Origin of the sequence: Rhodoferax sp., assembly GCF_012927445.1 — a bacterium.
GTDB lineage: Bacteria > Pseudomonadota > Gammaproteobacteria > Burkholderiales > Burkholderiaceae_C > Rhodoferax.
In genome coordinates, this window is record NZ_JABBPD010000008.1 from 405,961 (window position 1) to 432,943 (window position 26,983).

General features: G+C 56.6%; 24 protein-coding genes. 19 read left to right on the plus strand and 5 right to left on the minus strand.

Translation table 11 applies throughout. From position 1 onward, the window contains the following. Positions 1-28: 28 nt before the first annotated feature. The 9 genes from HHJ17_RS17445 to HHJ17_RS17485 all read left to right on the plus strand — a co-directional run bounded on the left by HHJ17_RS17445 (position 29) and on the right by HHJ17_RS17485 (position 9,525). On the plus strand, positions 29-703 hold the full coding sequence (locus HHJ17_RS17445) for an RlmE family RNA methyltransferase (RefSeq protein WP_296502009.1): 675 nt from the start codon (positions 29-31) through the stop codon (positions 701-703). A 118-nt stretch (positions 704-821) separates the two neighbouring features. Further along, a complete protein-coding gene (ftsH, locus tag HHJ17_RS17450; RefSeq protein WP_296501816.1) occupies positions 822-2,747 on the plus strand; it encodes an ATP-dependent zinc metalloprotease FtsH in 1,926 nt (641 codons plus the stop codon). Positions 2,748-2,860: 113 nt separating this feature from the next. Beyond that, complete coding sequence (gene folP / locus HHJ17_RS17455) at positions 2,861-3,733, plus strand: dihydropteroate synthase (RefSeq protein ID WP_296501817.1); 873 nt, start codon at positions 2,861-2,863, stop codon at positions 3,731-3,733. A gap of 41 nt (positions 3,734-3,774) precedes the next feature. Beyond that, the gene (gene glmM, locus HHJ17_RS17460) at positions 3,775-5,106 is read left to right on the plus strand and encodes a phosphoglucosamine mutase (protein WP_296501818.1); all 1,332 of its coding nucleotides are present in this window, start codon (positions 3,775-3,777) and stop codon (positions 5,104-5,106) included. Positions 5,107-5,440: 334 nt separating this feature from the next. Next, on the plus strand, positions 5,441-6,064 hold the full coding sequence (locus HHJ17_RS17465) for a TetR/AcrR family transcriptional regulator (protein ID WP_296501819.1): 624 nt from the start codon (positions 5,441-5,443) through the stop codon (positions 6,062-6,064). Continuing rightward, positions 6,061-7,251, plus strand: a complete 1,191-nt coding sequence (locus tag HHJ17_RS17470) for an efflux RND transporter periplasmic adaptor subunit (RefSeq protein WP_296501820.1) — start codon at positions 6,061-6,063, stop codon at positions 7,249-7,251. The genes HHJ17_RS17465 and HHJ17_RS17470 overlap by 4 nt, the downstream gene beginning before the upstream one ends. Then, entirely contained in the window at positions 7,248-8,438 is a 1,191-nt protein-coding gene (locus HHJ17_RS17475) for an ABC transporter permease (protein WP_296501821.1), read from the plus strand. Before HHJ17_RS17470 ends, HHJ17_RS17475 begins: the two co-directional genes overlap by 4 nt. A gap of 9 nt (positions 8,439-8,447) precedes the next feature. Continuing rightward, entirely contained in the window at positions 8,448-9,155 is a 708-nt protein-coding gene (locus HHJ17_RS17480; RefSeq protein ID WP_296501822.1) for an ABC transporter ATP-binding protein, read from the plus strand. 37 nt (positions 9,156-9,192) lie between these two features. After that, complete coding sequence (locus HHJ17_RS17485) at positions 9,193-9,525, plus strand: hypothetical protein (RefSeq protein ID WP_296501823.1); 333 nt, start codon at positions 9,193-9,195, stop codon at positions 9,523-9,525. Positions 9,526-9,720: 195 nt separating this feature from the next. On the opposite strand, the gene HHJ17_RS17490 is transcribed toward HHJ17_RS17485, so the two are convergent. Continuing rightward, positions 9,721-9,858 (minus strand): hypothetical protein, encoded by a 138-nt coding sequence (locus tag HHJ17_RS17490; RefSeq protein WP_296501824.1) that lies wholly within the window; start codon positions 9,856-9,858, stop codon positions 9,721-9,723. A 205-nt stretch (positions 9,859-10,063) separates the two neighbouring features. Between HHJ17_RS17490 and HHJ17_RS17495 the strand changes: the two genes are divergently transcribed. From HHJ17_RS17495 to sixA, 5 genes are all read left to right on the plus strand, one after another. Then, on the plus strand, positions 10,064-10,912 hold the full coding sequence (locus tag HHJ17_RS17495; protein WP_296501825.1) for a GNAT family N-acyltransferase: 849 nt from the start codon (positions 10,064-10,066) through the stop codon (positions 10,910-10,912). Then, a complete protein-coding gene (locus HHJ17_RS17500; RefSeq protein ID WP_296501826.1) occupies positions 10,912-11,775 on the plus strand; it encodes a UDP-2,3-diacylglucosamine diphosphatase in 864 nt (287 codons plus the stop codon). The genes HHJ17_RS17495 and HHJ17_RS17500 overlap by 1 nt, the downstream gene beginning before the upstream one ends. Then, on the plus strand, positions 11,772-12,821 hold the full coding sequence (locus tag HHJ17_RS17505; RefSeq protein WP_296501827.1) for a glycosyltransferase family 1 protein: 1,050 nt from the start codon (positions 11,772-11,774) through the stop codon (positions 12,819-12,821). Before HHJ17_RS17500 ends, HHJ17_RS17505 begins: the two co-directional genes overlap by 4 nt. Positions 12,822-12,903: 82 nt before the next feature. Then, entirely contained in the window at positions 12,904-14,994 is a 2,091-nt protein-coding gene (ppk1, locus tag HHJ17_RS17510) for a polyphosphate kinase 1 (protein ID WP_296501828.1), read from the plus strand. Between the two features lies 1 nt (position 14,995). Beyond that, complete coding sequence (gene sixA / locus HHJ17_RS17515) at positions 14,996-15,457, plus strand: phosphohistidine phosphatase SixA (RefSeq protein WP_296501829.1); 462 nt, start codon at positions 14,996-14,998, stop codon at positions 15,455-15,457. A 46-nt stretch (positions 15,458-15,503) separates the two neighbouring features. Here sixA and HHJ17_RS17520 read toward each other — a convergent pair whose 3' ends face one another. Continuing rightward, positions 15,504-16,079 carry a hypothetical protein gene (locus tag HHJ17_RS17520; RefSeq protein ID WP_296501830.1) on the minus strand — a complete coding sequence of 192 codons (576 nt, stop codon included), beginning with the start codon at positions 16,077-16,079 and terminating at the stop codon, positions 15,504-15,506. 236 nt (positions 16,080-16,315) lie between these two features. On the opposite strand from HHJ17_RS17520, the gene HHJ17_RS17525 reads away from it, so the two are divergent. Continuing rightward, positions 16,316-18,118 (plus strand): phosphodiesterase, encoded by a 1,803-nt coding sequence (locus HHJ17_RS17525; RefSeq protein WP_296502010.1) that lies wholly within the window; start codon positions 16,316-16,318, stop codon positions 18,116-18,118. Here the strand turns inward: HHJ17_RS17525 and ppx are convergent. Next, a complete protein-coding gene (ppx, locus tag HHJ17_RS17530) occupies positions 18,105-19,613 on the minus strand; it encodes an exopolyphosphatase (RefSeq protein WP_296501831.1) in 1,509 nt (502 codons plus the stop codon). The genes HHJ17_RS17525 and ppx overlap by 14 nt on opposite strands. Positions 19,614-19,958: 345 nt before the next feature. Next, positions 19,959-20,411 (minus strand): CHRD domain-containing protein, encoded by a 453-nt coding sequence (locus tag HHJ17_RS17535; RefSeq protein WP_296501832.1) that lies wholly within the window; start codon positions 20,409-20,411, stop codon positions 19,959-19,961. A gap of 308 nt (positions 20,412-20,719) precedes the next feature. Between HHJ17_RS17535 and HHJ17_RS17540 the strand changes: the two genes are divergently transcribed. The 4 genes from HHJ17_RS17540 to HHJ17_RS17555 all read left to right on the plus strand — a co-directional run bounded on the left by HHJ17_RS17540 (position 20,720) and on the right by HHJ17_RS17555 (position 24,855). After that, on the plus strand, positions 20,720-22,072 hold the full coding sequence (locus HHJ17_RS17540) for a phenylacetate--CoA ligase family protein (RefSeq protein WP_296501833.1): 1,353 nt from the start codon (positions 20,720-20,722) through the stop codon (positions 22,070-22,072). 89 nt (positions 22,073-22,161) lie between these two features. Beyond that, positions 22,162-23,046, plus strand: coding sequence for a MetQ/NlpA family ABC transporter substrate-binding protein (locus tag HHJ17_RS17545; protein WP_296501834.1), 885 nt, complete (start codon positions 22,162-22,164; stop codon positions 23,044-23,046). A gap of 80 nt (positions 23,047-23,126) precedes the next feature. Further along, complete coding sequence (locus HHJ17_RS17550) at positions 23,127-24,197, plus strand: ATP-binding cassette domain-containing protein (protein WP_296501835.1); 1,071 nt, start codon at positions 23,127-23,129, stop codon at positions 24,195-24,197. Further along, positions 24,187-24,855: a methionine ABC transporter permease gene (locus tag HHJ17_RS17555; protein ID WP_296501836.1), complete on the plus strand. Its 669-nt coding sequence runs from the start codon at positions 24,187-24,189 to the stop codon at positions 24,853-24,855. The genes HHJ17_RS17550 and HHJ17_RS17555 overlap by 11 nt, the downstream gene beginning before the upstream one ends. 261 nt (positions 24,856-25,116) lie before the next feature. On the opposite strand, the gene HHJ17_RS17560 is transcribed toward HHJ17_RS17555, so the two are convergent. Beyond that, positions 25,117-26,832 (minus strand): winged helix-turn-helix domain-containing protein, encoded by a 1,716-nt coding sequence (locus HHJ17_RS17560; RefSeq protein ID WP_366557560.1) that lies wholly within the window; start codon positions 26,830-26,832, stop codon positions 25,117-25,119. Positions 26,833-26,983: the final 151 nt, after the last annotated feature.

A 26,983-nucleotide genomic window follows, 5' to 3' on the forward strand; every position in this document is an offset into this window, starting at 1 on the left:
GCCGGTATTATCGGTCACGAAGGTAAAAATGAAAGTCAAAACTAAAAGCAGCAAGGTAAACCGGGCGTGGATTAACGAACACGTCAACGACACCTACGTCAAACTGGCCACGCTTGAAGGTTACCGTGCCCGCGCCGCCTACAAGCTTAAGGAAATTGATGAAGCCTTTGGTTTGATCAAGCCAGGCCAACTGGTGGTTGATCTTGGGTCGACTCCCGGCGCCTGGAGTCAGTACGTCAGGCGCAAAATGTCGCCCAAAACGGCAACCAGCGGTGGGGCAGCAGCGGGTGCGCTCAATGGAACCATCATCGCTTTGGATATCCTTCCGATGGACCCGGTTGAGGGGGTTGTCTTTTTACAAGGTGATTTTCGTGAAGCGGATGTCTTGCAACGGTTGACGGATGAAATGAAGGGGCGACAGGCGGATGTGGTGGTGTCCGACATGGCCCCGAATTTGTCTGGCATTGCTTCTGCCGATGCCGCACGAATTGAAAATTTGGTGGAGTTGGCGATTGAATTCGCACAAAACCATATGAAGCCACAGGGTGCGCTGGTCGTCAAAGTCTTTCATGGCGGTGCTTACGATCAGCTTGTCAAGCGATTCAAAGCAACATTTTTGCTGGTCAAACCGATCAAGCCCAAGGCTTCCCGTGACAAGTCGTCGGAAACGTTCCTGGTCGGTGTGGGTCTGAAGTCAACCTGAAACCCATGCGTTGTCTGTGGCCGAAAATCTGAATACCCGATCCATCACGTCTTGAAACGCCTAAAATAAGTCCCAGTTATGTCTAGTCTTCTTATTTGCGTCCATATTGGAGCCTCGCTTGAATAATCAGTGGTTCTCGAAAATTGCCGTCTGGCTTGTCATTGCCCTTGTGCTTTTCACTGTCTTTAAACAGTTTGATACGCGGGGTACGGCAGGCGCCGCTTCGCTGGGGTATTCCGATTTTCTGGAAGAAGTTCGCGGCAAGCGGATTAAAAGCGCCATCATTCAGGAAGGCCAGGGCGGTACTGAAATCATTGCGGTCACCAACGATGACCGAAAAGTCAGAACCACTGCCACATACCTTGATCGTGGTCTGGTCGGTGACCTGATTGCCAATGGCGTCAAATTTGATGTGAAAGCGCGTGAGGAAGGCTCCTTGCTGATGACTTTGCTGGTCAGTTGGGGGCCCATGTTGCTATTGATCGGTGTTTGGGTCTACTTTATGCGGCAAATGCAGGGCGGCGGCAAAGGTGGCGCGTTCAGCTTTGGCAAAAGCAAGGCCCGCTTGCTGGATGAAAATACCAATACGGTTACTTTTGCCGATGTCGCCGGTTGCGATGAGGCCAAAGAAGAAGTTAAAGAAGTCGTCGATTTTTTGAAGGATCCGGCCAAATTCCAAAAACTCGGTGGCCGGATTCCTCGTGGCCTGTTGCTGGTTGGCCCGCCTGGAACTGGCAAGACCTTGTTGGCCAAAGGCATTGCCGGTGAAGCCAAGGTGCCATTCTTCTCTATTTCAGGTTCTGATTTTGTTGAAATGTTCGTTGGCGTGGGTGCATCCCGTGTACGCGATATGTTTGACAACGCCAAGAAAAATGCCCCCTGCATCATTTTCATTGATGAAATTGACGCGGTGGGCCGTCAGCGCGGTGCTGGCTTGGGTGGCGGTAACGATGAACGTGAGCAAACCCTGAACCAGATGCTGGTCGAGATGGATGGCTTTGAGACCAACGTCGGCGTGATCGTGGTGGCGGCGACCAACCGTCCAGATATCCTTGATGCCGCGCTGTTGCGTCCAGGACGTTTTGACCGACAGGTGTATGTCACCTTGCCCGATATTCGTGGCCGCGAACAGATTCTCAATGTGCATATGCGCAAGGTGCCTTTGGGGCAGGACGTCAATGCGGGTGTTATCGCGCGTGGTACACCGGGTATGTCGGGCGCTGACCTTGCCAATTTATGCAACGAAGCGGCTTTGATGGCGGCGCGCCGCAATGCCCGTACGGTGGAAATGCAGGATTTTGAGAAGGCCAAAGACAAGATTCTGATGGGACCTGAGCGCAAAAGCATGGTCATGCCCGAGAGTGAACGCAAGAACACGGCGTACCACGAATCTGGTCATGCTTTGATTGGCAAAATGCTGTCCAAATGTGATCCCGTTCACAAGGTGACCATTATTCCGCGTGGTCGCGCTTTGGGCGTCACCATGAGCCTGCCCGCGCAGGATCGTTACAGCTACGACAGCGAATACATGCTGCATCAGATCAGCATGCTGTTTGGTGGCCGTATTGCTGAAGAGGTGTTCATGAACCAGATGACCACGGGCGCCAGTAACGACTTTGAACGTGCAACCCACATTGCACGTGACATGGTGACCCGTTATGGCATGACCGACGCCTTGGGTCCTATGGTTTATGCTGAAAATGAGGGTGAGGTCTTTCTGGGTCGCTCTGTGACCAAGACGACCAACATGAGCGAGCAGACGATGCAGAAAGTTGATGCGGAGGTTCGCCGCATCATTGATCAGCAATACAGTTTGGCGCGCAAGCTCATTGAAGACAATCAGGACAAGATGCACGCCATGGCCAAGGCCTTGCTGGAGTGGGAAACCATTGACAGTGACCAGCTTGATGACATCATGGCTGGAAAAGAGCCCCGTCCTCCGAAAGACTGGACGCCGCGTGTGTCCTCGGCATCAGGTGGGGACAGCAATAGTGGTGGTGGCGCACCGGCGGTGAAGCCTGACGCGGCACCGACAGCCGCCTAGTTGCTAGGTGAATTGAAAAACGGGGCATTACTGCCCCGTTTTTTTTGATAACTTGCCAATGCGCCCTTTCGGTCATTCATAATTTCCGCTTTCTTTAAAGTGCCAGGTTCGCTATGAAATGGATCACCACCCGATTTCTTATTGATTTGACAACCCCCCAAATCATGGGGATTGTCAATGTCACGCCCGACTCGTTCTCTGATGGCGGGCAGCACGCGTCCACGGCAGCTGCTTTGCGACATTGTGAAAAGCTCATTAATGAAGGTGCTGATATTCTGGACATCGGCGGTGAAACGACCCGTCCAGGCTCCTTGTCCTTGCCGTTGGAAGAAGAACTTACTCGTGTCCTGCCGGTGGTACGGGAAGCCGTCAGGCTGGGTGTGCCTGTGTCTGTCGATACCTACAAACCTCAAGTGATGCAGGCCGTGCTGGATCTTGGTGCTGACATCATCAACGACATCTGGGCCTTGCGCTGGACGGACTCAAACCCTGCCGTTGCGCCATTGGATGGGCTGCAAGTCGTGTCACGGCATCCTTCGTGTGGTGTCTGTCTGATGCACATGCACCGTGAGCCTTTAACGATGCAGAGCGCCCCCATGGAGGGCGATGTTGTTGCGCAGGTGCGATTGTTTCTGGATCAGGTGGCCCAGAATTTACAAGGGCAGGGGGTTGATAAGGGGCGGATTGTGATCGATCCCGGGATCGGTTTTGGTAAAACTGTGGCGCAGAACTTTGCGCTGCTGAAACGCCAAAATGAATTATTGACCAGCGGCTATCCCCTGCTGGCAGGGTGGTCGCGAAAATCATCGCTGGCAGCAGTCACCGGCATTGATTCAATCTCGGAGACAATCTTGGTTGTCCATGAACGCATGGTTCCCAGTGTGGCCGCTGCTCTGCTGGCGGTGGAACGCGGTGCCTCCATTGTCCGGGTGCACGACGTGCGGGAAACAGTGCAAGCAATCAAGGTGCTAAATGCTACTAAATAGATAGCATGGAGTTGAGTAAATTAAAGGGCTAGAGAATAAAAATGAACAGAAAATATTTTGGCACAGATGGCATTCGCGGTACCGTGGGGCAAGCGCCCATCACGCCTGATTTCGTGTTGCGTCTGGCGCATGCGGTGGGTCGTGTCCTCAAGAAATCTGAAGGGCGACCAACGGTATTGATTGGCAAAGACACCCGCATCTCTGGCTACATGCTGGAAAGTGCGTTGGAGAGTGGTTTTAACTCTGCCGGTGTGGATGTGGTGCTACTGGGCCCTTTGCCAACGCCTGGCGTGGCCTATTTGACACGGACTCTGCGGGCCTCACTGGGGGTGGTTATCAGCGCCAGTCACAACCCCTTTGCTGACAATGGCATCAAGTTTTTCAGTGCCAAAGGGACCAAGCTGTGCGATGCATGGGAGACGGATGTTGAGGCTGCGCTGGGTGAGGACCCGGCTTGGGCGGACTCTGCCAATCTGGGCAAGACCCGTCGGCTGGACGATGCGGCAGGCCGTTATATCGAATTCTGCAAAAGTACTTTTGCCAATGACTTGACACTCAAAGGCCTGAAAATTGTGGTGGACGCCGCGCATGGCGCGGCCTATCACATTGCGCCCAAGGTGTTTCACGAACTGGGTGCAGAAGTTGTGGCTATCGGTTGTTCGCCCGATGGGTTGAACATCAATCACGAAGTGGGTGCCACTCACCCACAGGCTTTGATTGAAGCGGTCAAGATGCATCAGGCCGATTTTGGCGTCGCGCTCGATGGCGACGCTGACCGTCTGCAACTGATTGACGCTAACGGCCGCCTGTACAACGGTGACGAGCTTTTGTACCTGATCGCAGACGACCGCCTGGGGCGTGATGAAGAGGTGCCAGGCGTGGTTGGTACTTTGATGACCAATATGGCGGTGGAGGTGGCACTGAAGGCCCGTGGCGTGCAATTTGTGCGCGCTAAAGTGGGTGACCGTTACGTACTGGAGGAGCTTGAAAAGCACCAGTGGCTGCTCGGTGGAGAAGGCTCTGGCCACTTGCTGGCGCTTGACAAACACACCACAGGGGATGGATTGATTTCGGCCTTGCAGGTGTTGCAAGCTTGCGTTCGAAGTGGCAAAAGCATGGCCGAATTGCTAGCCAGTGTTACCTTGTTTCCCCAAACCCTGATTAATGTTCGCTTGAAACCGGGCCAGGACTGGAAAGCGAGTTCCAATCTCGCCAGTGAAACGCAAGCGGTAGAGACTGAATTAGGTGATAGCGGGCGTTTGCTGATACGGGCGAGTGGCACCGAGCCCCTGTTGCGAGTGATGGTGGAGGCACGGGATGCCGCACAGGCCAAGGCGTGTGCTGAACGGATTGTTGACACAATTTCCGCTTGATCTTGCCGCAAATTTATTGGCGTGAATTCGCAGCGTTGATTACTTTGATCTCGCGTTAGTAGCGGCACGGCTGAAGACTGTTTGATGGTTATGGCATCTCTCCGATGGGTTCAGAACCGCTGATTGTGTTCAATACGACTAATTAGGCCCCCTTTTTTGCAGCACCCCTGCACATGGGGTCGGGGCAATTCCTACAAATTTTGTAGCTAAGCATGGCGAAACTTTGATGTACGCGCTCGTTTGGCCAAATTTCTTCAGCTAATTCTCGGTACGGCGAGGGTTTGACGCGCAAGCGGCTTTTGATTAAGATGGTAAGTAATTAAATACTTACCAAATGAAGCAAGCTTCCATGCAACCCGCAGTCACCCGTCTCCCGACTGAAGCACGTCAAGCTGAAATCGTCGCTGCCGCACTGCACTTGGCTCAGGACAGCAGTCCAGCCGCTATCACCACCACCGACTTGGCCAATGCCGTCGGACTGAGTCAGGGTGCGCTGTTTAAGCACTTTCCCTCCAAAGAGGCCGTCTGGCTGGCCGCCATGGCATGGGTGGCCGAGCATCTGCTGCGTTCACTCCATCTTGCCGCGCAGCAGGCCAGCTCGCCCCTTGCCGCCCTGCGAAACGTGTTCGATGCGCATGTGAATTTTGTTGTGGCTTATCCTGGCGTGCCGCGCGTAATTTTTCACGAACTGCAGCAAGCGGTGGACTCACCGCTCAAGCAGCAGGTGCGTGGACTCATGCAAGGCTACCGTCAGTTGCTGCTGGGTCTGCTGGAGTCGGCCGTGCAGCGAGGTGACGCCGCGCCCGACCTGGATGCCCCGGCTGCCGCGACCTTGTTCGTCGGTATCGTGCAGGGTTTGGTCATGCAATCCATGTTGAGCGGTCAAATTTCCAGCATGAACACTGAAGCCCCGCGCGTTTTCCAACTCTATTTATGCGGCATCCGCAAAACACCATGAAGCTCAAGGCCCCATCCTCCAAAGTCATCACGCTGGGCCTTTTGGGCGTGGTACTTTTAATCGCCGTCGGGTTTGTCATCCGGCGCGCCGGACCGTTGGCACCTGTGCGTGTCACGGTGGTGCAAGCCACGGAGGGATCGCTGACGCCGGCCATTTACGGTATCGGTACGGTAGAAGCGCGGCGCAACTACCTGATTGGGCCTACAACCGCGGGCCGCGTGTTGCGCGTGCTGGTTGACGCGGGGGACACCGTCAAGGCGGGCCAGTTGCTCGCCGAAATGGATCCCGTGGACTTGGACCACCGACTCCTGGCGCTTGATGCCTCGGCGGCACGGGCGTCTAGTGTGATTCTGGTGTCGGACGCACAAGCGGTCGATGCGGCGGCGCGTCGTGAACTGGCCGCCATTAACGCCCGGCGTTATGTAGAGTTGGGTCAGCAAAGTTTCGTGAGTGCTGGCGCGGTGGAATCGAAAGTGCAGGAACAGACTTCGGCCGACGCTGCTTTACGCGCGGCGCAAGCCAATCAGCTGGCGGCATCCCAGGATCTAACGCGGCTCAAGGCCGAGCGCGCCGGACTGCTGCAGCAGCGCCAGAGCGTACGTCTAGTGGCCACCCAGGATGGCATTGTCTTGTCGCGCGATGCCGAGCCCGGTTCCACTGTCGTGGCGGGGCAATCGGTACTCAAGCTGGTCGATCCCGCCAGCCTGTGGGTCAAGGCTCGCTTTGATCAGGGACGATCGGCTGGACTGGCGACAGGTTTGCTCGCTGATATCGTGTTGCGCTCCAATGCCGCCAGCACCTTGCGTGGCAAGGTGGTTCGCGTGGAGTTGCAGGGTGACAGCGTGACGGAGGAGCGTGTGGCCCAGATTGCATTTGATGCCCTGCCTGCTGGTATTTCGGTTGGCGAGTTGGCTGAGGTGACGCTCAGTCTGCCCGCTACGCCACGCGCGCTGTTGCTGCCGAACGCCGCCATCAAGCGCCTTGGAGGACAAAGCGGCGCCTGGGTGCTCAGTGAAAGCGGCCCCAAGTTTGTTCCTTTGCGTTTGGGGCAAGCGAGCCTGGATGGCCAGGTGCAGGTGCTTGAAGGCTTGCAAGCCGGGGCGCAGATCGTTGTTTACAGTGGAAAAGAGATCACTGCGAAAAGCCGAATTCAGATCGTTGCCAGCCTTGCCGAGCATGCACCATGATCAGCCTGGCTGGCCGCGACATCCTTCATTCGTGGCCCAAGTTCGTCTTGACGGGCATCGGCCTGGGCCTGCTGATCGGCGTCACCCTGACCATGGCCGGCGTCTACCGTGGCATGGTGGACGATGCGCTCATGCTGCTGAACAACAGTGGCGCTGATCTCTGGGTGGTGCAAAAGGACACGCAGGGGCCGTACGCCGAGTCATCCAGTCTTCGCGATGACGTGTACCGATCCGTTTCGGGGATGCCTGGTGTGGCGCGTGCCGCCAATGTGACCTATCTCACGATGCAGGTTCGGCGTGATAACACTGACGTTCGTGCCATGGTCGTAGGCGTAGAGCCGGGCCAACCGGGTGAACCGGGCTACCTGATTGCGGGTCGACACATGACGCGCAACCACTACGAGGCGGTGGCCGACGTGAAAACCGGCTTTTCGGTCGGCGAGCGCATCAAGATTCGCCGCCATGATTACCACGTGGTGGGTCTCACGCAACGCATGGTGTCCTCCGGTGGCGATCCCATGGTTTTCATTCCGCTGCCTGACGCGCAGGAGGCGCAGTTCCTGAAGGACAACGACGCCATCGTCAATGATCGTGCCCGCACCGCCGCCAACCCGGCGCTCAATCGGCCCGGAGTGCCGGGTCTGCTGGAGGCCATCCAAAACTCGCAAAGCAGCAACCATAACGTTAATGCCGTGCTGGTGCAGATTCGCCCTGGATTTGATGCCGAGCAGGTGGCTCACCCCATTCGCCGCTGGAAGCACCTGCAAGTGTTCACCCGGGAGCAGATGGAAGATATTTTGGTGGCCAAGTTGATCGCCACCTCTGCCAAGCAGATCGGCATGTTCCTCGTCATCCTTGCTATTGTGAGCGCGGCCATCGTGGCGTTCATCATTTACACCATGACACTGGGCAAGCTGCGCGAGATCGCGGTGCTCAAGCTCATTGGCACGCGCAACCGGACGATTGCCAGCATGATCCTGCAACAGGCTTTGGGTCTCGGGCTGATCGGGTTCATCGTTGGCAAGACGGCAGCCACCATTTGGGCCCCCATATTTCCCAAGTACGTACTGCTGGAAACCGGTGACGCCGTGCGTGGCTTTGTTGCGGTCATGATCATCTGTGCTTTGGCCAGCACGCTTGCCATCCGCGTGGCACTGCGCGTCGACCCGGCTGCGGCCATTGGATGAGGATGCATCATGAGTGAACTGGGTATTCGCATTGAGGGTTTGAGCAAGCGTTATGGCGAAGGCGATGCCGCCGTGGATGCGCTCAAGGATGTGAACATGAGCGTTGCCCCGGGCGAGGTAGTCGGCCTGATCGGCCCCTCGGGTTCGGGCAAGAGCACGCTGCTCAAATGCCTGGGCGCCGTGATCAAGCCCACTGCGGGTCGTATGACGCTGGGCAACACGACGATTTACGACAACGGCTGGACGCTGTCCGACCTGCGCGCCCTGCGGCGGGACAGCATCGGTTTTGTGTTCCAGGCGCCGTACCTGATTCCGTTTCTGGACGTCACCGACAACGTGGCCCTGCTGCCCATGCTGGCAGGTCTGCCCAACGCCAAGGCACGCGTTCGCGCCCGCGAGCTGCTGGCGGCACTCGATGTGGGGCATCGCGCCAAAGCCGAGCCCTCGCAGCTCTCAGGTGGCGAACAACAGCGTGTGGCGATCGCGCGGGCACTGGCCAACCAGCCCCCCGTGATTCTGGCGGACGAGCCCACGGCGCCGCTGGACAGTGAACGAGCTCTGGGCGTGATGCGCATCCTCAACCAGATGGCGCAGCAGTACCGAACCGCCATCATTGTGGTCACGCACGATGAAAAAATAATTCCCACCTTCAAGCGCATTTATCACATCCGCGACGGCCGCACGTTTGAGGAAGCCGGCCAGGGCCTTAGCCTTTAGATTGGCGGAAATTTCTTTGCCACTATAAAATTCAGCCATGAACTGGCTAAGAAGACTTCCCGGATTTCAGCAAACGCCGTATGGGTTTGAGTGGCGGTTGCTGCGCCTGATGCCGACTGTTTGTGTGGCCGGCGCCTTGTTACCTGCACTGATGTCTTTTGCCGCCCGTTTTTTGATCACGACGGGCAGCGCCGCCGAGTTAGCCCGACGCATTCAGCTGTTCGATTTTGTGATGATCGGTTTGGTGATCTTCATCTGGACGCTGGTTCTGACGGTGACCATTGGCTGTGTCATCGTGTGGCTGATGAAAGGCCCTGCGTACGTGGCCGATGGCTATGAGGTGTCGCACAGTGACACACCCAAAGCTTGATTTTCAGGTGCTTCTTCTGCGTTCCTGGTCAGCATAGAGCATGGATAAATTGCTGAGATTCGGTACCACGATGTCGGGTGAAACTCCGCCGCCCAGGGTACGAAATTTGGTGGTCTGAGCTTGCTAGGTACGGGCCGCCAACAGTTCATTGTTGCTCAGTGTGATGAGCTTGCGCCTGTGGTGTAGGTATTGCACCTACGGGTCATCGTCCACGATCACCGAGTAACGCCGTGGCTGTTCGATTCGTAGGACACGCCACTCGGCGATGAACATGTCAAAGCAGGTCTGCTCCACAGTGGCCAGCGAGGTGCCGTTTGAAATCGCCTGGGTCATCGCTTCGCAGCACGATATCTTCCAAGGCGCGACTGTCAATCAACAAACTCACACCACGCCAGAGATGTGCTTTGGTTTCACGTCGCTTTGTGCTGTCACGTAAATGCCATGAAGTTGCCATCGAGCCGTAACGTTAAGCCGCCACTATTCGGTAGAGATAGGAAAAAAGCGCAACCATGTCCCAACGTGATTCAAGGAGATAGAAATGAAAGAATTGCCAAATCCCACCTTCGCTTTGTCCCCGGTATCTTTGCCCAAGGGATTATTTCACCGATCCAGTGCACATTTTCATGGCTCAAATCAAGCGCCCGTACCTCAGGTGGCGCAAGCCGGTCTTGCCGTTTCATGGGCCAGACACAATGACGAAGTTCGACAGGCACAGCGCTTGAGGTACCGGGTGTTCTCCGAAGAAATGGGAGCCCGACTGGATACCACCATCCCCGGGCACGATGTTGATCTGTTCGATAACTACTGCGAGCATCTTCTTGTGCGTGATCAGGTCACCAAGGAAGTGATCGGGACCTATCGGGTTCTCACGCCAGTACAAGCCAGACGCGTCGGTAGCACCTACAGCGATATCGAGTTTGACCTTACCCGCCTGCGTAGCTTGCGCGAGCGCATGGTGGAGTTGGGGCGCAGTTGCGTGCATCCTGACTATCGCCACGGCGGTGTCATCATGGCCTTGTGGGGTGCGCTGGCGGAGTTCATGGTGCGCAATAAGCTGGACACCATGATTGGCTGCGCGAGCATTCCCATGCTGCATAACGGGATCGTCAGCGGCGACGTGGCCGCCAGCATCTGGCACCAACTCGCCCAAAGTCACATGGCGCCCATCGAGCACCATGTCCACCCGCGGTTGCCCTTGCCAGTTGAGCAATTGGACAGTGGTTTGCCCGTTGAGCCTCCTGCATTGATCAAGGGTTATCTGCGTCTGGGCGCCAAGATTTTGGGTGCGCCGGCTTGGGATCCAGATTTCAATACAGCCGATCTGCCCATGATGATGCGCATCAATGATCTGCCTCCCCGTTACCGCAAGCACTTCTTGGGTACGTAATGCGGGCGGCCTTCGATGACATGGGGCCGTGGAGCAGCAGCTCGATACCCGATGCAGACGATGACCAAGAAGATGAATTCAACAATAAGCGGTATCGGGCTATTTTCATTTCCGATCTGCATCTGGGGACCCCCGGTTGTCAGGCCAGCGCACTGCTGGATTTTTTGAAGTCGCACCCCAGCGAGTATTTGTATTTGGTGGGCGACATCGTGGACGGCTGGCAGTTACGACGCCGATGGTATTGGCCGCAATCCCACAATGATGTAGTGCAAAAACTGTTGCGTCGGGCGCGTAAAGGTTGTCATGTTGTTTATGTTCCGGGCAACCATGATGAGTTCGCACGGGGCTTTGTCGGTCACCAGTTTGGTGGCATTGAAGTGACAGAAGATGCGATTCACACCACCGCGGATGGTCGCAATTTATGGATCACACATGGCGATTATTTTGATGGTGTCATTCAGTGTGCCAAGTGGCTGGCCTATCTGGGCGACAACCTGTATGAATTGACGTTAAAGCTCAATCGCCATCTCAACCATTGGCGCACCCGCCTGGGCTTACCGTACTGGTCGCTCTCGGCCTATCTCAAACACAAGGTCAAGAAGGCGTTGAACTATGTGACTGATTTTGAGGTGGCGGTCGCCAATGAGGCCAAACGACGCGGTCATCAGGGGGTTGTCTGTGGTCATATTCACCGTGCCGAAATGCGCGACATCAATGGAACGCTCTACTGCAATGACGGCGACTGGGTCGAAAGTCGCACTGCCTTAGTCGAGCACGACGACGGCCGGCTGGAATTGTTGCACTGGGCACCAGTTTCAGAGACGCAGGGGCAGAGTCACAAAACTGGGGCAACCGTCGCGTGAAAATAGCACTGGTCACAGATGCTTGGCTGCCGCAAGTCAACGGCGTCGTCACCACGCTGGTCGAACTGGTGCGCGAGCTTGAAAGCCTCGGCCATCAAATCGATGTGATTCATCCCGGACAGTTTAAAACCCGTCCTTGTCCTGGCTATGCGGGCATTGAACTGGCGGTCCGCTCAGGCAAAAACCTGTCGCAAAAACTTGATGGGCTGGCGCCGGATGCCATTCATATCGCCACCGAGGGGCCACTGGGGTGGGGCGCGCGAGCTTACTGCATCAAGAAAAAAATAAAATTCACGACGGCATTTCACACCAAATTTCCGGAAATTTTGCACGCAGCATTGAACGTTCCGCTTGCATGGGGTTACGCTTTACTCCGCCATTTCCATAAGCCGTCGTCGGGCGTCATGGTGCCGACACAAGGGGTTCTGCGCATGCTCGATCAGCGCGGTTTTCGCAACCTTCGCCGCTGGACGCATGGCGTGGACATGGCGTTGTTTGCCTATCACGAGCAGCCAACAATTTACCCCTTGTTGGGTGCGCTGGCGCGTCCTGTTTCCTTGTTTGTTGGGCGGCTTTCCTACGAAAAGAACATTGAGGCGTTCTTGCAGCTGGATACCCCGGGAACTAAAGTGGTGTGTGGTGTCGGTCCATTGGGGGCGTCGTTACAAGAACGCTATCCCTTGGTGCGCTGGCTGGGCAATTTGCCACGCGATGAGCTGGCACTGGTTTATGCCGCGGCTGACCTTTTTGTGCTGTCCAGCAAATCAGAGACTTTCGGCTTGGTGATGCTGGAAGCGATGGCGTGTGGTACTCCGGTTGCGGCTTATCCCGTAGACGGACCGCTGGAGGTTTTAGGGCAAAGCAGTGGCGCGGCGTTGGGTGGCGCACTGCACCATGATCTGTTGACCGCCTGGTACCGCGCGCTGGCGGTGCCGCGGCACGAAGCACGTAACCGTGCGCAGGTTTTCAGTTGGACTCGGGCCACGCGCCTGTTTTTGGAGCATCTGGTCCCTGTGCGAAGCGTGCTCCCGGCTGGGCCTGACTAGTTGCATCTTGTTACTGTCATACGGTTGACATCAATTTGGTCAACAATCGTCATCTATTTGTAATATACGGGCCCGGTACGACATGTCTCCTTCCATTCGTCAGTCGAAATTGACTCAGGTCTCTTCTGCAGTTGCATTGCTTGATCGCGATCACAGCATTCTGGCTTTCAATGAGCGGGTGCTGGATTGGGCCTACCGAGTGGATGTTCCACTGCTGGAGCGCCTTCGTTACCTGTGTATCGTGTCATCCAATCTAGACGAGTTTTTTGAGGTCCGTGCTGAACCTCATTTGGCGGCAAACCAGAATAAAGACGAAAAAGGACTCTATTCGGTAGAGTCTTTCAAAAGGCTGGCGGTCGCTGCGCATACCCTGGTGGCGCATCAATACGCGCTGTACAACGATGATTTGATGCCCGCCCTGGAAAAACAAGGCATCAAAATTGTGTCGCATGGCGAGCGCAACGTTGAGCAGCGCCGGTGGGTCAAGCTGTATTTTGAGCGTGAAGTTCGGCCCTTGTTAATTCCGGTTGGACTGGATCCATCGCATCCGTTTCCGCAGGTCGCCAACAAGTCCCTCAATTTTATTGTCCGCTTGAGCGGACGTGATGCGTTCGGGCGTGAAAACGAAATTGCGATCGTGAAGGTGCCGCGTGTTTTACCGCGCATGATCCGTATGCCGGAGCGGGTTTGTGGACAGACTAACTTTTTTGTATCGCTGTCGAGCGTGATTCGGGCTCACCTGGCTGAGTTGTTTCCCGGACGCGATGTTGGGCAATTTTCACAGTTCCGCGTTACCCGTCACTCAGACCTCGCGGTCGACGAAGACGAAGTCAAAAATTTGCGTACGGCACTGCGCAAGGGTTTACAGCACCGTAATTTTGGCCAGGCGGTGCGGCTTGAGGTGTCGGCCGGATGTTCTGAATATCTTTCAGCCTTTCTGCTGAAACAGTTTGAATTGCCGGAGCAGGCGCTTTACCGTGTCGCTGGCCCGGTCAACCTGGTTCGGCTAACGCAATTAGTGGATCTGGTCGATGCGCCGCAGCTGTGCTTCCCTTTCTACAAGTCGTGTTATCCGACCCAACTGACACCCGGTTTATCGTTCTTCGATCAACTCAAGCAGGGTGATGTTTTGATTCACCAGCCCTTTGAGAGTTTTGACGGGGTTTTGGCATTTTTGCGTGAAGCCGTGAATGACCCGAACGTGCTGGCGATCAAGCAGACCATCTACCGTACCGGCAGTGACGCCGCGCTCATGGATTTGCTGCGAGAGGGCGTACGTCGCGGCAAGGAAGTGACGGTGGTGGTGGAGCTGAAAGCCAGGTTTGATGAAGAGGCCAACATCAACTGGGCCGAAATGCTGGAGTCCATTGGGGCGCAGGTCTTGTATGGGGTGGTCGGACTAAAAACCCACGCCAAAATGATGTTGATTACGCGCCGCGAAGGTAAGCAGCTCAAGCGCTACGCCCATTTGTCTACAGGTAATTACAACCCCCGAACTGCGCGCCTGTACACCGACTGGAGCCACCTGACGGCTGACCCCTTGCTCACCGCCGATCTGGAGCATGTGTTCGTTCACTTGGCCAGTCACAGCCGCTTGCCCAAACTGAACCGGGTACTGTTGGCTCCGTTTTATCTGCATGCCAAACTGATTGAGAAAATCAATGACTTGGCTGCCGTAGCCGCTTCTGGTGGGGTGGGGCGCATCGTTGCCAAGATGAATGCATTAACGGATGAGACGCTCATTCATGCCTTGATCCGAGCAGGGCAGAAGGGCGTCAAAATTGACCTCATCGTGCGTGGCGCCTGCATGTTGCCAGCCCAGGTGCCGGGGCTGACGGACAACATTCATGTTCGTTCCGTGATCGGTCGTTTTCTGGAACACTCGCGGGTTTTCTACTTCCGCCGAGATGAGGTGGAAGAACTTTACCTCTCTAGTGCGGACTGGATGAACCGCAACATGATGCGTCGGGTGGAACTGGCTTGGCCGGTCACTGACCCGGTGCAACGTCAGCGCATTATTGATGAATGTCTGGTGGCCTACCTGCATGATGGCGTCGATGCCTGGGATTTATTGCCGGATGGCACTTATGCCCGCGTCAAAAAAGTGGGCCATCGTGTAGCGCATGGTGCACAAGCCGCTTTGATGGTGCGCTATGCCGGGCAGGACGATTGACATGGATCTGGTCTTGTGGCGTCATGCAGAGGCCCAAGAATGGCTAGAAGGCTGTAATGATCTGGCTCGACCCCTCACTTCGCGCGGTGAAAAGCAGGCGGCACGCATGGCCAGTTGGCTGGATCGACAGTTGCCTGAAGGAACGCGGATTTTGGTAAGTCCCTCACGTCGTACCGAACAGACCGCGATTGCACTGGGTCGAAAATTTAAAGTAAGACCAGAGCTGGCACCTGACTGCAGTGTCGCCCAACTGCTTGAGTTGGTGCAATGGCCGGGTGCAAAAGGGACGGTGTTGGTGGTGGGCCATCAGCCCACGCTGGGGCAGACCATTGCCCAGTTGCTTGGTCTGAATGCCACCGAGTGCGCGGTAAAAAAAGGCGCTGTCTGGTGGCTGCGCAATCGGGAGCGAGAATCACATTCTCAAACGGTGGTGGTCACCGTGCAGTCGCCAGAAGTGCTTTAGCAAGTAAAGCACTGGCGGGTGCACTCCCGATTCGTGAGCCGTCTGCTTAGGCTTTGGATGGACGTCCGGTCTTGATCGCTGGCACCGCCTTCAACGCAGCCAAAAACGCCATGTCTGACATCGCGGCTAATGCCTTGATGCCAGCACGGATCAATTCGCTCTTTTTGACTGGACTGGCCAGTTTTCCAGCGCGTTGCTTCAGATCTTCCAGCACGGTGAATTCGACTTTAGGAATCGTAAAGCTGTCACGCACCAACTTTGGTTTTTTTGCCTTGGCTGTCTTTTCAATCTTTGCCTTGGCCAAAGCTTTGACAACTGGTTTAGCGGCCGGTTTAGCCAGTGGCTTGGCAGGAACTTTGACAACCGCTTTAACGGGTGCCTTGACCGCTGTCTTGGCGGTTACTTTAACCAGCGGCTTAAGCGGTGTCTTAGCCGCTGCCTTAACTGGCGCCTTGGCAACCGAAACTGATTTTTTGGCGACGGGTTTCGCCGTAGCTTTGACGGCGACTTTTTCTAAAGCCACTGGCATCGCTGGCGTCGTTGCGATCTTGATTGGAGCGGAAGGCGCTACGACTGCTTTCACGGCATCGGTAGTTTCGATTGTTTTTTCTGTTGTCGCCATAGTGAGCTTTCCTTTAAATAAACGGGGTATATAGTTTATATCGTTAACTAAAAAGCCGTCAAGTTGATTTGACTTGTCACACCCATGTCACTCAATACTTTTAGACTGACAAAAATATAATTAATGAACGTTGGAATTCAATGAGCTTTCTTCCGCTTGCGGCTATGACAGCCATCCCCGCGATGGATTCTTCTCCGGTTGATCTGGCACGACGACTTGGCACAGGTGCCAAGTTGATGCCAATCGCCTTGCGTTCAAATGCGGTGCGACGCGGGCGGGGTCCTTTGGCTGGCTTGATGCGCAGCAACGGACTCTATCCCGTGTACCAGCCGATTGTGTCGCTGCTTGATGGATCCATTTTTTCGCATGAGGCGCTGATCAGAGGGCCGCAAGGCAGCTCATTTCATGCCCCGGATGCCTTGCTGGCAGCTGCCGCACAAGAAAGCTTGAACTTTGAGTTTGAGAATTTCTGTGTCATCGAAGCGCTTGATCGCTGGGGCACGCTCAGTGAGTCAGGCCGTTTGTTTGTCAACATCAGTGCCGAGGTGCTGGTGCAGGTGCTCAAGCAGTGCGGGCGTGATCGCTTGCTGGAGTTGATGGGTGGTTATGGCGTATTGCCGCGCATGTTGGTGCTTGAGATCACCGAGCATGAGCGGGTGACTGACATGGACTACCTGGCGAGTGTTGTTCAAGAAATACGCGCGGCTGGCGTGTCACTGGCACTGGACGATTTTGGTGATGGCCGATCAAGTCTGAGACTGTGGTCGCAGCTCAAACCTGAATTTGTGAAGATCGATAAATACTTCACCAAGGACATCAGTCAGCACGCCGACAAGCTCAAAACGATTCAGGCGCTCCAGCAAATCGCCGCCATTTTTGACACCGCACTGATTGCCGAAGGCATTGAGACCGAAGACGACTTGCGCGTTCTGCGAGACCTCGGCATCACCTACGGACAGGGCTATTTTCTCGGGCGCCCGGCACTGTTGCCGCGGGAGCAGATCGACGCCGAGGCGTTGGATGTGATGCTGGACCGCCGGGTTGCCGTGTTTCCCGAACTGCGGCGGGCATCCAATGCTGGCACCCTCAGTCGTCTTGCGGTGGTGGAGGCGCCCCCCGTCAGCTTGACCACCACCAACGATGCCCTGGCAACCCTGTTTTTGGCCCACACCAAGCTTCATGCGGTGGCGGTCGTTGACGGCATTCGGCCCGTGGGCATCATCAACCGTTCACTGTTCATGAATGAATACAGCAAGCTGTATTACCGGGAAGTCTGGGGCCCCAAGTCGTGCATGACGCATGCCAATCTGGAACCCCGCCTGATTGAGCGCAACCACAATGTGGATGAGCTGATCGGCATTCTCACGTCGGATGATCAGCGCTATCTGGCCGATGGTTTCATCGTGACGGACAACGGTCGCTATGTCGGGATGGGGACGGGCGAGCAGCTGGTGCGTTCTGTCACTGAAACGCGCGTAGAAGCGGCACGCCACGCCAATCCGCTCACCTTTTTACCGGGCAATATTCCCATCAGCCAGCATATCGAGCGGCTCTTGAACAGTGGGGTTGAATTTGTTGCCTGCTATGCCGACCTGAATAATTTCAAGCCATTCAACGACCAATATGGTTACTGGCGCGGTGATGAAATGATCCGTTTGGTGGCCCGGCTCGCCTTGGCACACTGTGATCCCCGCTGTGACTTTGTGGGGCATGTGGGCGGCGACGACTTCATCATCTTGTACCAGAGCGCTGACTGGCAACAGCAATGCGAGCAGTTCGTGAGCGAGTTTGCAGAGCGTGCCGTTGAGTTATTCGACGCGCCGGCCCGCGAGGCGGGCGGCATTCTGGCCGAAGACCGGCATGGCGTGTCCCGGTTTTTCCCTCTGACCACGATATCGATCGGTGCGGTCAAAATTAAGCGGGACGAATTTACCAGCGCGGAGCAAGTGGCATCGGTCGCCGCACGGGCCAAGCACGACGCCAAAACCTGCGGCGAAGGTTTGCTGATTCTGGATACTTCGGAAATCAGCAGTCTGTAAGCGTCAGTGACCAGGGGGTCTTCTGCCACGCCAGCACTTCTTCCTGTAGCAAATGAGCCGACTGTGGAAAGGTGTGGGCCCAACCCGGACGGCAGCCAATGGCAAAGTTGTTGGTAATTCCGACCTCCCGCGTCAGATACAAGCCATTCAAATCCGGGTCACGCCGGGCGTGGCACAAAATAACGGCCAAGCGCAGAGCAAGCAACTGCTGCACAAAAATTTCGTCTTCAAAGTCCACTTCCAGCTTGCGCAGTTTTCCGCGGTGCCCCAGCACCAACAGGCTGAGCTTGTGCAGTTCGGATAAAGCGAAGCCCATGGCATCGGAATTGTCCAGAATATAGGCACCGTGCTTGTGGTAATCGCTGTGCGAGATCTGGCTGCCAATTTCATGCAACTGGGCGGCCCAGGCCAGCTTTCGGTTCAAGCGCTCATCGGTCTGGTTATCGGGCGCGGGGGTCTGGCTTTGCAATTGCGCAAACAGATGATTGGCCACTTTGCCCACGCGCAGGCCATGAACCGTGTCCGTGCCGAACTTGACGGCGAGGCGCTGCACCGACTTGGAGCGAACATCGGTCTGCTCTGACGTGCTGCCCAGCAAGTCAAATAACAGGCCGTGTCGAAGACCACCGGTTGCTTGTTGCATTTGATCAATTTGCAGCAGATCAAATACCGCCCGCAAAATGCTCAAGCCGCCACCGATGACCGCCCGCCGGTCGTCTTTCATGCCGGGCAGACGCAGTCGATCTGCACTTTGCGCGCTGATGAGCTTGTCCAGCAGCCAGTCCAAGCCTTCCCGGCTGACGCAGCCGCTGGGCCAACCGGCCGCGGTCAAGACATCGCCCACGGCGCCCACCGTGCCGGCCGAGCCGTAAGCCACGTCCCAGGCATCGCGCCGATAGGTATTGAGTGCTTCGTCCAGCACGGCCTTGGCCGCAATTTCAGCCATTTCAAAGGCGTGCCGGGAGAATTGGTTATTCGGGAAATAGCGTGTGGACCATGCAATGCTGCCGACGCGATAGGATTCCATTTGTTTGGGCTCAAAACCCTGACCCAGGATCAGCTCGGTCGAACGGCCGCCAATGTCAATTACCAAACGACGCTCATTCCCTTGGGGCAGGCCGTGGGCGACACCCTGGTAAATCAGCCGTGCTTCTTCCCGGCCGGAGATGACGTCAATGGGAAACCCGAGCATGGTGTTGGCCTGAACCAGAAATTCATCGCGGTTACGGGCTTCACGCAGGGTTTGTGTGGCCACCGCGCGAACTTCGCCACTGTTGAAGCCGGCCAGTCGCTCGCCAAAGCGGGCCAGGCAATCCCAACCCCGTTCCATGGCTTCCGTCGTCAGGTTGCGCTCGACATCCAGACCGTTGCCTTGGCGAACGGTTTCCTTCAAGTATTCGGTGCGGTAAAACTGACCGTGTTCAATGCGCCCAATTTCAAGGCGAAAACTGTTTGACCCCAAATCCACGGCCGCCAGGCGAGTTCCATCTTGCATCAATTGATTCCTGTTTTTTCGGTGTGCAGCATAGCACTCAGGCACGGCCTGTTTATCGATCATATTGTTTCGGCCTGGACGCTAGCGTTTGGGTGTGATCATGCTCAATGTGACGGACGATCAACTTCCAGTTTGTGTCGTGAAGTTTGATGGAAAAATCGCTCACATGAACCTATGCTGCTGCTGGCGTGTCCCCCAATCATCGCTGCTTGATGGCAAGCGGGCGGCTTTGGCGGGACTTTACACAGCCTGCCAACGATAGAGCAGTTTCGTGACGGCGTTATGACAAATGCCGCCGGGGCTCAAAAACCAGGGCTGGCGCTGGTTCTCAAGTTATTCATTGCGTTACTCCCGCAAAATGATCTGTCCCCGGATCTCCCCGTCCGGATGGGCGGCGGTGTGGACATTGACGTACCACGTGCCCGCCAGCAGGTCTTCCACTTGCGCCGGCGTCAGCGTCGCCTTGCCTTCCAGCGGGCTGTTGACCGCGCCAGTCATCGGCAAAGCGACTTTTGAGTTGAGGCCAATGAGAGCCGGGCCATGAAAGTGGATGGCGGTGGCGGGGCCGCTCAAGCCGGTATAGGACAGCTTCCAGCGCAACAGTCTGGTTTTCTTGTCCAGCACGGCATCCACGTGGCCGGTCGCCGGGGTGGCCACGGGTGGCACCTGGTTCATGCCGGTCATCTGGGTACTGAATGCCGCCAGGTGGGCGTTGGGTTGTAGCACGCTGCAGCCGGCCAGGGTAAAGGCAATGGCGGTGGTGGCCAGCACTGAGCGCACGGTACGATAAAAACGCATATGTATTTCCTTCCGGTCATTTCGATGGATCGAAATTTGAAAATCAGTGTAGGGCTCGGCGCAACGGGTTGGGCGCTTTCATGGTGGAATATTTGTAACAAAATATGCCGCTAGCCGCCGCCATTCCTGCGCTATATGCTATTAATATAATAGCAAATTATGGGCTGTTCGTGAGCGCCGATGGCTCGGCTGCAAATAAGCTAATAACAAAAGCATCGTTCTGGCGGGCGGGCCAGGCATGACAATTCTTATCTGTGGTTTGCCCTGCAAGCCCGTCAATCAACACCAACCGAACCGCGAGCATCGCCATGAGCCCCGTCCAACGTCATAGCCCGCCCAGTGACCAGAAATACTGGGACGAGGCGCTTGAAACCCAACCCCGCGCCGCGTGGGACGCCTTGAAGCTGCGCCTGCTGCAGGAACACCTGGCGCACGCTTACCAGAATTCGCCTTATTACCGCGCCAGTTTTGACGCGGCCGGCGTGCACCCCGATCAGGTCAAGAGCCTGGACGATATCCGGCGCTTCTCCTTCATCGACAAGCAAATCCTGCGCGAGCGCCAACTGGCCGTCCTGCCGTTTGGTGATCTGGTCGCCGTGCCCGAGCGCGACATTGTCTATATCTCGGCCTCCAGCGGCTCCACCGGCGTGCCGACCGCATCCCCGTTCACGGCACAAGACTTTGAAGACTGGATGGACTACGAAGCGCGCCAGTTCTGGTCCTCCGGCCTGCGCCCGGAAGACCGCTATTGCCATTCGCTGAACTTTTCGCTCTTTGTCGGCGGCCCCTGCGTGCTGGGTGCCCAGAAAGTGGGGGCCCTGTCGATCCACGCCGGCACCGTGCCGTCCGAGCGCCTGCTCACCATCATCAGTCAGTTTCAGGCCACGGCCATCTGGACCACACCGTCTTACGCCTGGTATCTGGGGGAGACGGCGGTCAAGCAAGGCATTGACCCGAAAAAAGACCTCAACATCAAACGCATTTTTGTCGCCGGCGAACCGGGTGGCTCGATCCCGGAAACCCGTCAGCGCATCGAGGCCTTGTGGGGCGCCGAGGTCTATGACTACTACGGCCTGTCCGACATCTTTGGCTCCTGCGCCGGCATGTGCGAGGAAAAAGACGGGCTGCACTGGGCCGAGGACCACATCCTGGTGGAAGTGCTGGACCCCAAGACCAGTGAACCGGTGCCCGAGGGCGAGCGCGGTGAGATGGTGTTGACCACGCTGAAAAAAACGGCGCGGCCGATGATCCGTTTTCGGACCGGCGACATCGTCACCTTCACCTCCGCGCCCTGCAACTGCGGGCGCACCTCGATTCGGCTGAAGGGCGTGCACGGACGGCTGGACGACATGCTCATCATCAAGGGCGTCAATCTGTTTCCCAGCGATGTCGAATCCATCGCGCGCAAGGACCATGATTTTTCCGGCGAGTACAAGCTGATCGTGGAGCGGGTGAATCACCTGGACGTGCTGACGGTGGAGGTCGAGCGCTCCAACACCTTTGCCGGCCATGACGAGGAACTGGCGGCCCGTTTCAATGGCCATCTGAAATCGGTCACCGGGGCGACCGCCACGGTGCGCATCCTGCCGCCCGACGCCCTGCCGCGCGCCACGCACAAGGCCAAGCGGGTGGAAGACCGCAGAACCGGTGTCTGGGGCTGAGGCATATGCAAATAGCTATAAATTCGTTGGGGAAAGACGACGCAACCCCTACCATCGTGCCCTTATCTGTCTATTGGAGAAAACCCGTCATGCGCTTCCAACCTCTTGTCTCAGCGGCTGCCCGCTCACTTGCCGTCATCGCCTTGGGCCTTGGCGTCGTCGCGGCCTCGGCGCAGATCACGCCCAAGACCATTGTTTTTGGCGTCGCCCCCGGCCCTTATGGCGACCTGATCAAGACCGCCATCCAGCCTGGACTGGAAAAGAAGGGCTACAAAGTCGTGGTCAAGGAATTCAGCGATTACGTCCAGCCCAATCTGGCACTGGCCAACAACAGCATCGACGCCAATCTGTTCCAGCACCGCCTGTACCTGGACAAGTTCTCGGCCGACAAGGGCCTCAAACTGTCGCCGGTGATCAATGTGCCGACCGCCGGTCTGGGCATCTACTCGCACAAGATCAAGTCGCTCGACCAGTTGAAGAAGGGCGACATCGTGACCCTGGCCAATGACCCGACCAACTTGGCACGCGCCCTGCGCCTCCTGGCCAAGGAGGGTTTGCTGACCTTCAAGAAGGACATCGACCCGGTTCAGGCGTCGGAAAAGGACATCGAGCAGAACCCGCGCGGACTGGTGTTCAAACCGCTGGAAGCGGCGCAACTGCCACGCACGCTCGACAGCGCTGCCGCCTCGGTGGTCAATGGCAACTTTGCCATTGCGGCGGGCCTCAGCCTGGCGAGCGCGCTCAAGCTGGAAGAGCTGGACGAGAACATCAAGAACCTGGTCGCGGTGAAAACGGCTGACCTCGACAAGCCTTTTGTGCAGGACATCAAGCAAGTGATCGAATCGCCCGAGTTCCTGGCCGCGGTCGATGATCCCAAACATATCTTCAAGGAATTCCAGAAGCCGGAGTGGATGAAAGCGAAAGCGGCCAAAGCCAGCGCTGGCGCCAAGGCCGCCAAAGCAGTCAAGAAATAAACTGCTGTAAGCCACCCCGCAGACGGATCAGGCTTGACGCCCGGTCCGTTTTGTTTTTTGCGCTTTTTATCCCAGGCAAGATGATCAAACTAGACAATATTTCCGTCGATTTCGAGCTGCGCGGCCAGCAGGCGAAGGCGATCAAGGCCGTCGACCAGGTCTCGCTGCATATTCGACGCGGCGAGGTGTTCGGCATTGTCGGCACCAGCGGCGCCGGCAAGAGCACGCTGCTGCGCACCATCAACCTGCTGGAGCGCCCGAATGCGGGCCGGGTGCTGGTGGACGGCGAGGACATTACCGACCTGACCGGCAGCGCCTTGCGGTTGGAGCGGCACAAGATCGGCATGATCTTTCAGCACTTCAACCTGATGCACAACCGCACGGTGTTCGACAACGCCGCCTTCGCCTTGCGCGTGGCGGGCAAGAGTGAAGCGGAAATCCAGCAGCGGGTGCCGGAAATCCTGAAGCTGGTCGGGCTGGAGGACAAAGCCCAGGCTTATCCCTCGCAACTGTCCGGCGGCCAGAAACAGCGCGTCGGCATCGCCCGCGCCGTGGCCAACCATCCCGCGGTGTTGCTGTGCGACGAGCCGACTTCGGCGCTGGACCTGGACACCTCGGCGGCGATTCTGGAGCTGCTCAAAGAGATCAATGTGCGCCTCGGCATCACCATCGTGCTGATCTCGCACGAAATGAGCGTGATCAAGAAAATTTGCAGCCGGGTCGCCGTCATGGCGGGCGGCCGGGTGGTGGAGCAGGGCGATGCGTTCGATATTTTTGCCACGCCGCAGGCGGACTTCACCCGCCAGCTGGTGGCGCATACCTTCAACCTTGACATTCCGGAACACCTGATCGAGAACATTCCTGGGACCGTGCTGAAAGTGCTGTTTCTGGGGGACAAGGCCGAGGATTCGGTGCTTTCTGCCACCTCGATCCGCTTTGGCGTGTCGGTCAATATCCTGCACGGCAAGATCGAATACATCGGCAGCCGCGCCGTCGGTTTGCTGGTGGTGCGGCTGGCCGACTTGCCGGCCGAGGTCGTGCCGCCAGAGCTGGCCGCGCCCTACGCCACACCTGCAGCGGCACGCATCGCTGCTGCCGTGCAATTTATCCGCGACAACGCAACGCAAGTAGAGGTTCTCCATGCTCATTGACTGGTCATCCCTGGGTACCGATCTGGTCACCGCCTTTGGCGAAACCTTCCTGATGGTCGGCATCGCCAGCGTGCTGGCCATTGTCATTGGCCTGCCGCTGGGTTTCTTGCTGCATGTCACCAGCCGCAAGCTGTTCTGGGCCAACCGCTTTGCCAATGTTGCCGGTAACTTTCTGGTCAATCTGGTGCGCTCGGTGCCGTTCGTCATCCTGCTGGTGTTGCTGCTGCCGCTGACCCAGTGGGTGCTCGGTACCACCATCGGCCCGACGGCGGCGTCGGTGCCGCTGTCGCTGGCGGCCATCGTCTTCTACGCCCGCATGGTTGAAGCCTCGTTGTGCGAGGTTGACCCCGGCATCATCGAAGCGTCGCAGGCCTTCGGCGCCAGCCCGCTGCGCATCATCTGCACCGTGCTGTTTCCCGAAGCCTTGCCCGGTTTTCTGCGCGGTTTCACCGTGACGCTGATCAGCCTGATTGGCTTCTCGGCCATGGCCGGCATTGTGGGCGGCGGTGGCGTCGGCGATCTGGCCATCCGCTTTGGCTACTACCGCTACCAGACCGACGTGATGGTGGTAACGGTGGTCGCCCTGGTGGTGCTGGTGCAGATTGTGCAAATGGGGGGCGACTGGCTGGCCCGCCATGCGGACAAAAAAGACGTGTGATTCAGCAGAACGGTGCGTCTGCGGCGCGCCGCAGCGCAAGGCCTGCTGTGGGTTGAGTTTTGCTACTTAATTAATAGCTTCTTACGCAATGTGGACGAGGTCTGGAGTCTGTTTTTATATAAAAATAGGCTAACACGGCGGTCACTGAATCAATAGCAAGCCTGGATCGCTTCTGCGCTGCGCAAGCCATCACCGTCAATTCCACGGTGGCCGAAGGCAATGCGGCGTTGTTGTGGAGTGAGTTAATGATGTGGTTGATTTTCATGGAGGTGAATCAACTTCGGCTTTTCGAAAGAGGAATTTTTCAATCAGTCTGCGTTCTTCGGATGGAAGAGCTAACAAAGCTTTGCTATTTGGGTCTTTATTAAGGAGCTCATAGGCATCGAACATTCGAGAGAAGGCACCGAGAGTTTTTTTAGTTTGACGGCTATTATTTCGTCCAATATATGCCTTAAAAAAGTATTCCATCCACTCGAGTTTTCGTGCCTGACTATCATCCTCTTCGGGGAACGCGAGCAGTAGGCCTGCAAATACATGCGCCCGATATGCTGCCAAAGCTTCAACCACCAGCGGAAGTAATCTTTTTCCTTCTTTGGGATTAATCGAATAGAGCTTGCTACCACAAGCTATTAACGCGGCAGCGAAAGCAACTGCATGACGTTTGTTAAATTTGATCTTGGAGATTGCGTGACCAAAGGATGTGGTGAGCTTATGAGCTAAGTTTTCGTCTGTTAGTAGCTCAGATTCGTTGGCAGACTGCAAAACTCGAATTCCCAACTCAACCCGCGCTAATGTGGCATCGCCACCAATTGCATCCAACTCATCCATTAGGCCAATGATCTCTTCAATGCTGCCGTGAGCGATAGCTGCCAGCAAATCCTTTTCGGTAGCCTGGACTTTGGGGTCTGTATTGCTTTCTCGTACCAGCGATAGCGCTTTCTCGATATAGCGCACATCAATACGGCGAAATGGTTCGGAATGGCTCAGCCAAGCCTGTAATTCATCCTCGGTGTACCAAATGCGCAAAATCTCCACGAACAAGTTGACCGGCCCGCCGCGTTGCTTCTTCACCTCCATGCACAGGCGCATGAGGGGCTCGCAGAGTTCGTAATAGCTTTCCCGTCCCTGCTCGATGGAGCGCACGTAGCGTTTGTCTTTGAGCTGCTTGAGTTGGCTGGAGCAAGTCTGGTGTGTGATGAAGCACGACTTGGCAATCAGTTTAACCGGCGCCGCGCCCCGGTAGTTCACCAGGTACTCCACGATCTTGCGTTGCTGGCCCGACAGCTCTTTCATGCGTGCCTGGTAGTAGGGCGTCAACTCATCGAGCGTGTGCATGAAAGCGGGCACCAGTTCGTCCAGCGCTTCCTTGCTTAAAAATTGGGCAAAGATGATGTAGATACGCGGGTTGCCTTCGGCGAGGTGATGGACGGCGCGAATGCGGGCCCGGCCCTCGGGCGTTTCAATGAAGGCGGCCAGACTTTCATCACCCCGCTCCACGGCAATTTTGCCCAACAGGTTGACCACATCCTCAAACCCCAGTTCCTTAAGCGGCTCAATGTCAAAGAACCCGTAGAAGGCGGATTTGTGCAAGCTCACGCCCGCAAACAGGGACGGCGTGGTGCAGACCAGCACCATGTTGTTGTGGTTCTGAATGAAGGCGCGCCAGGCTTTCTGGCCCTGGTCACCGAGTTGGTCAAACAGATCATCCAGGTTTTCCAGCAACACAAGGAGGCGTTTTGTGCCCAATACGTCTAGCAAAATGGACTCCGCCAGCTTTTCCGCTTCTTTGAGGCTTAACTCGTACAGGGGCGTGGTGCGCGCTTCAATTTCCAACTCGGGGTAGCTGGCGTCCAGTGTGCGCAGGATGCGCAGCACCAGTTCAAAGAAACTCGTCACACCCCATTCTTCTTCGCGCATCCAGGCAATCAGGGCTTTGTCCTGGGCCTCTGGGGTTTGTGTCAAGCGGTGGTGGAGCAAGGAGATCAGGTGGGTTTTGCCGATACCCCGGGGGCCGACAAACAGGGTGTGGTGGCTGCTGCCTGTGCGCAGACTGTCCATCACGTTGTCCAGGCAGCGTGCAAGGACGGGTTCGCGTTGCACAAGCATGGCTTCCAGGGTTTCCGGCGCC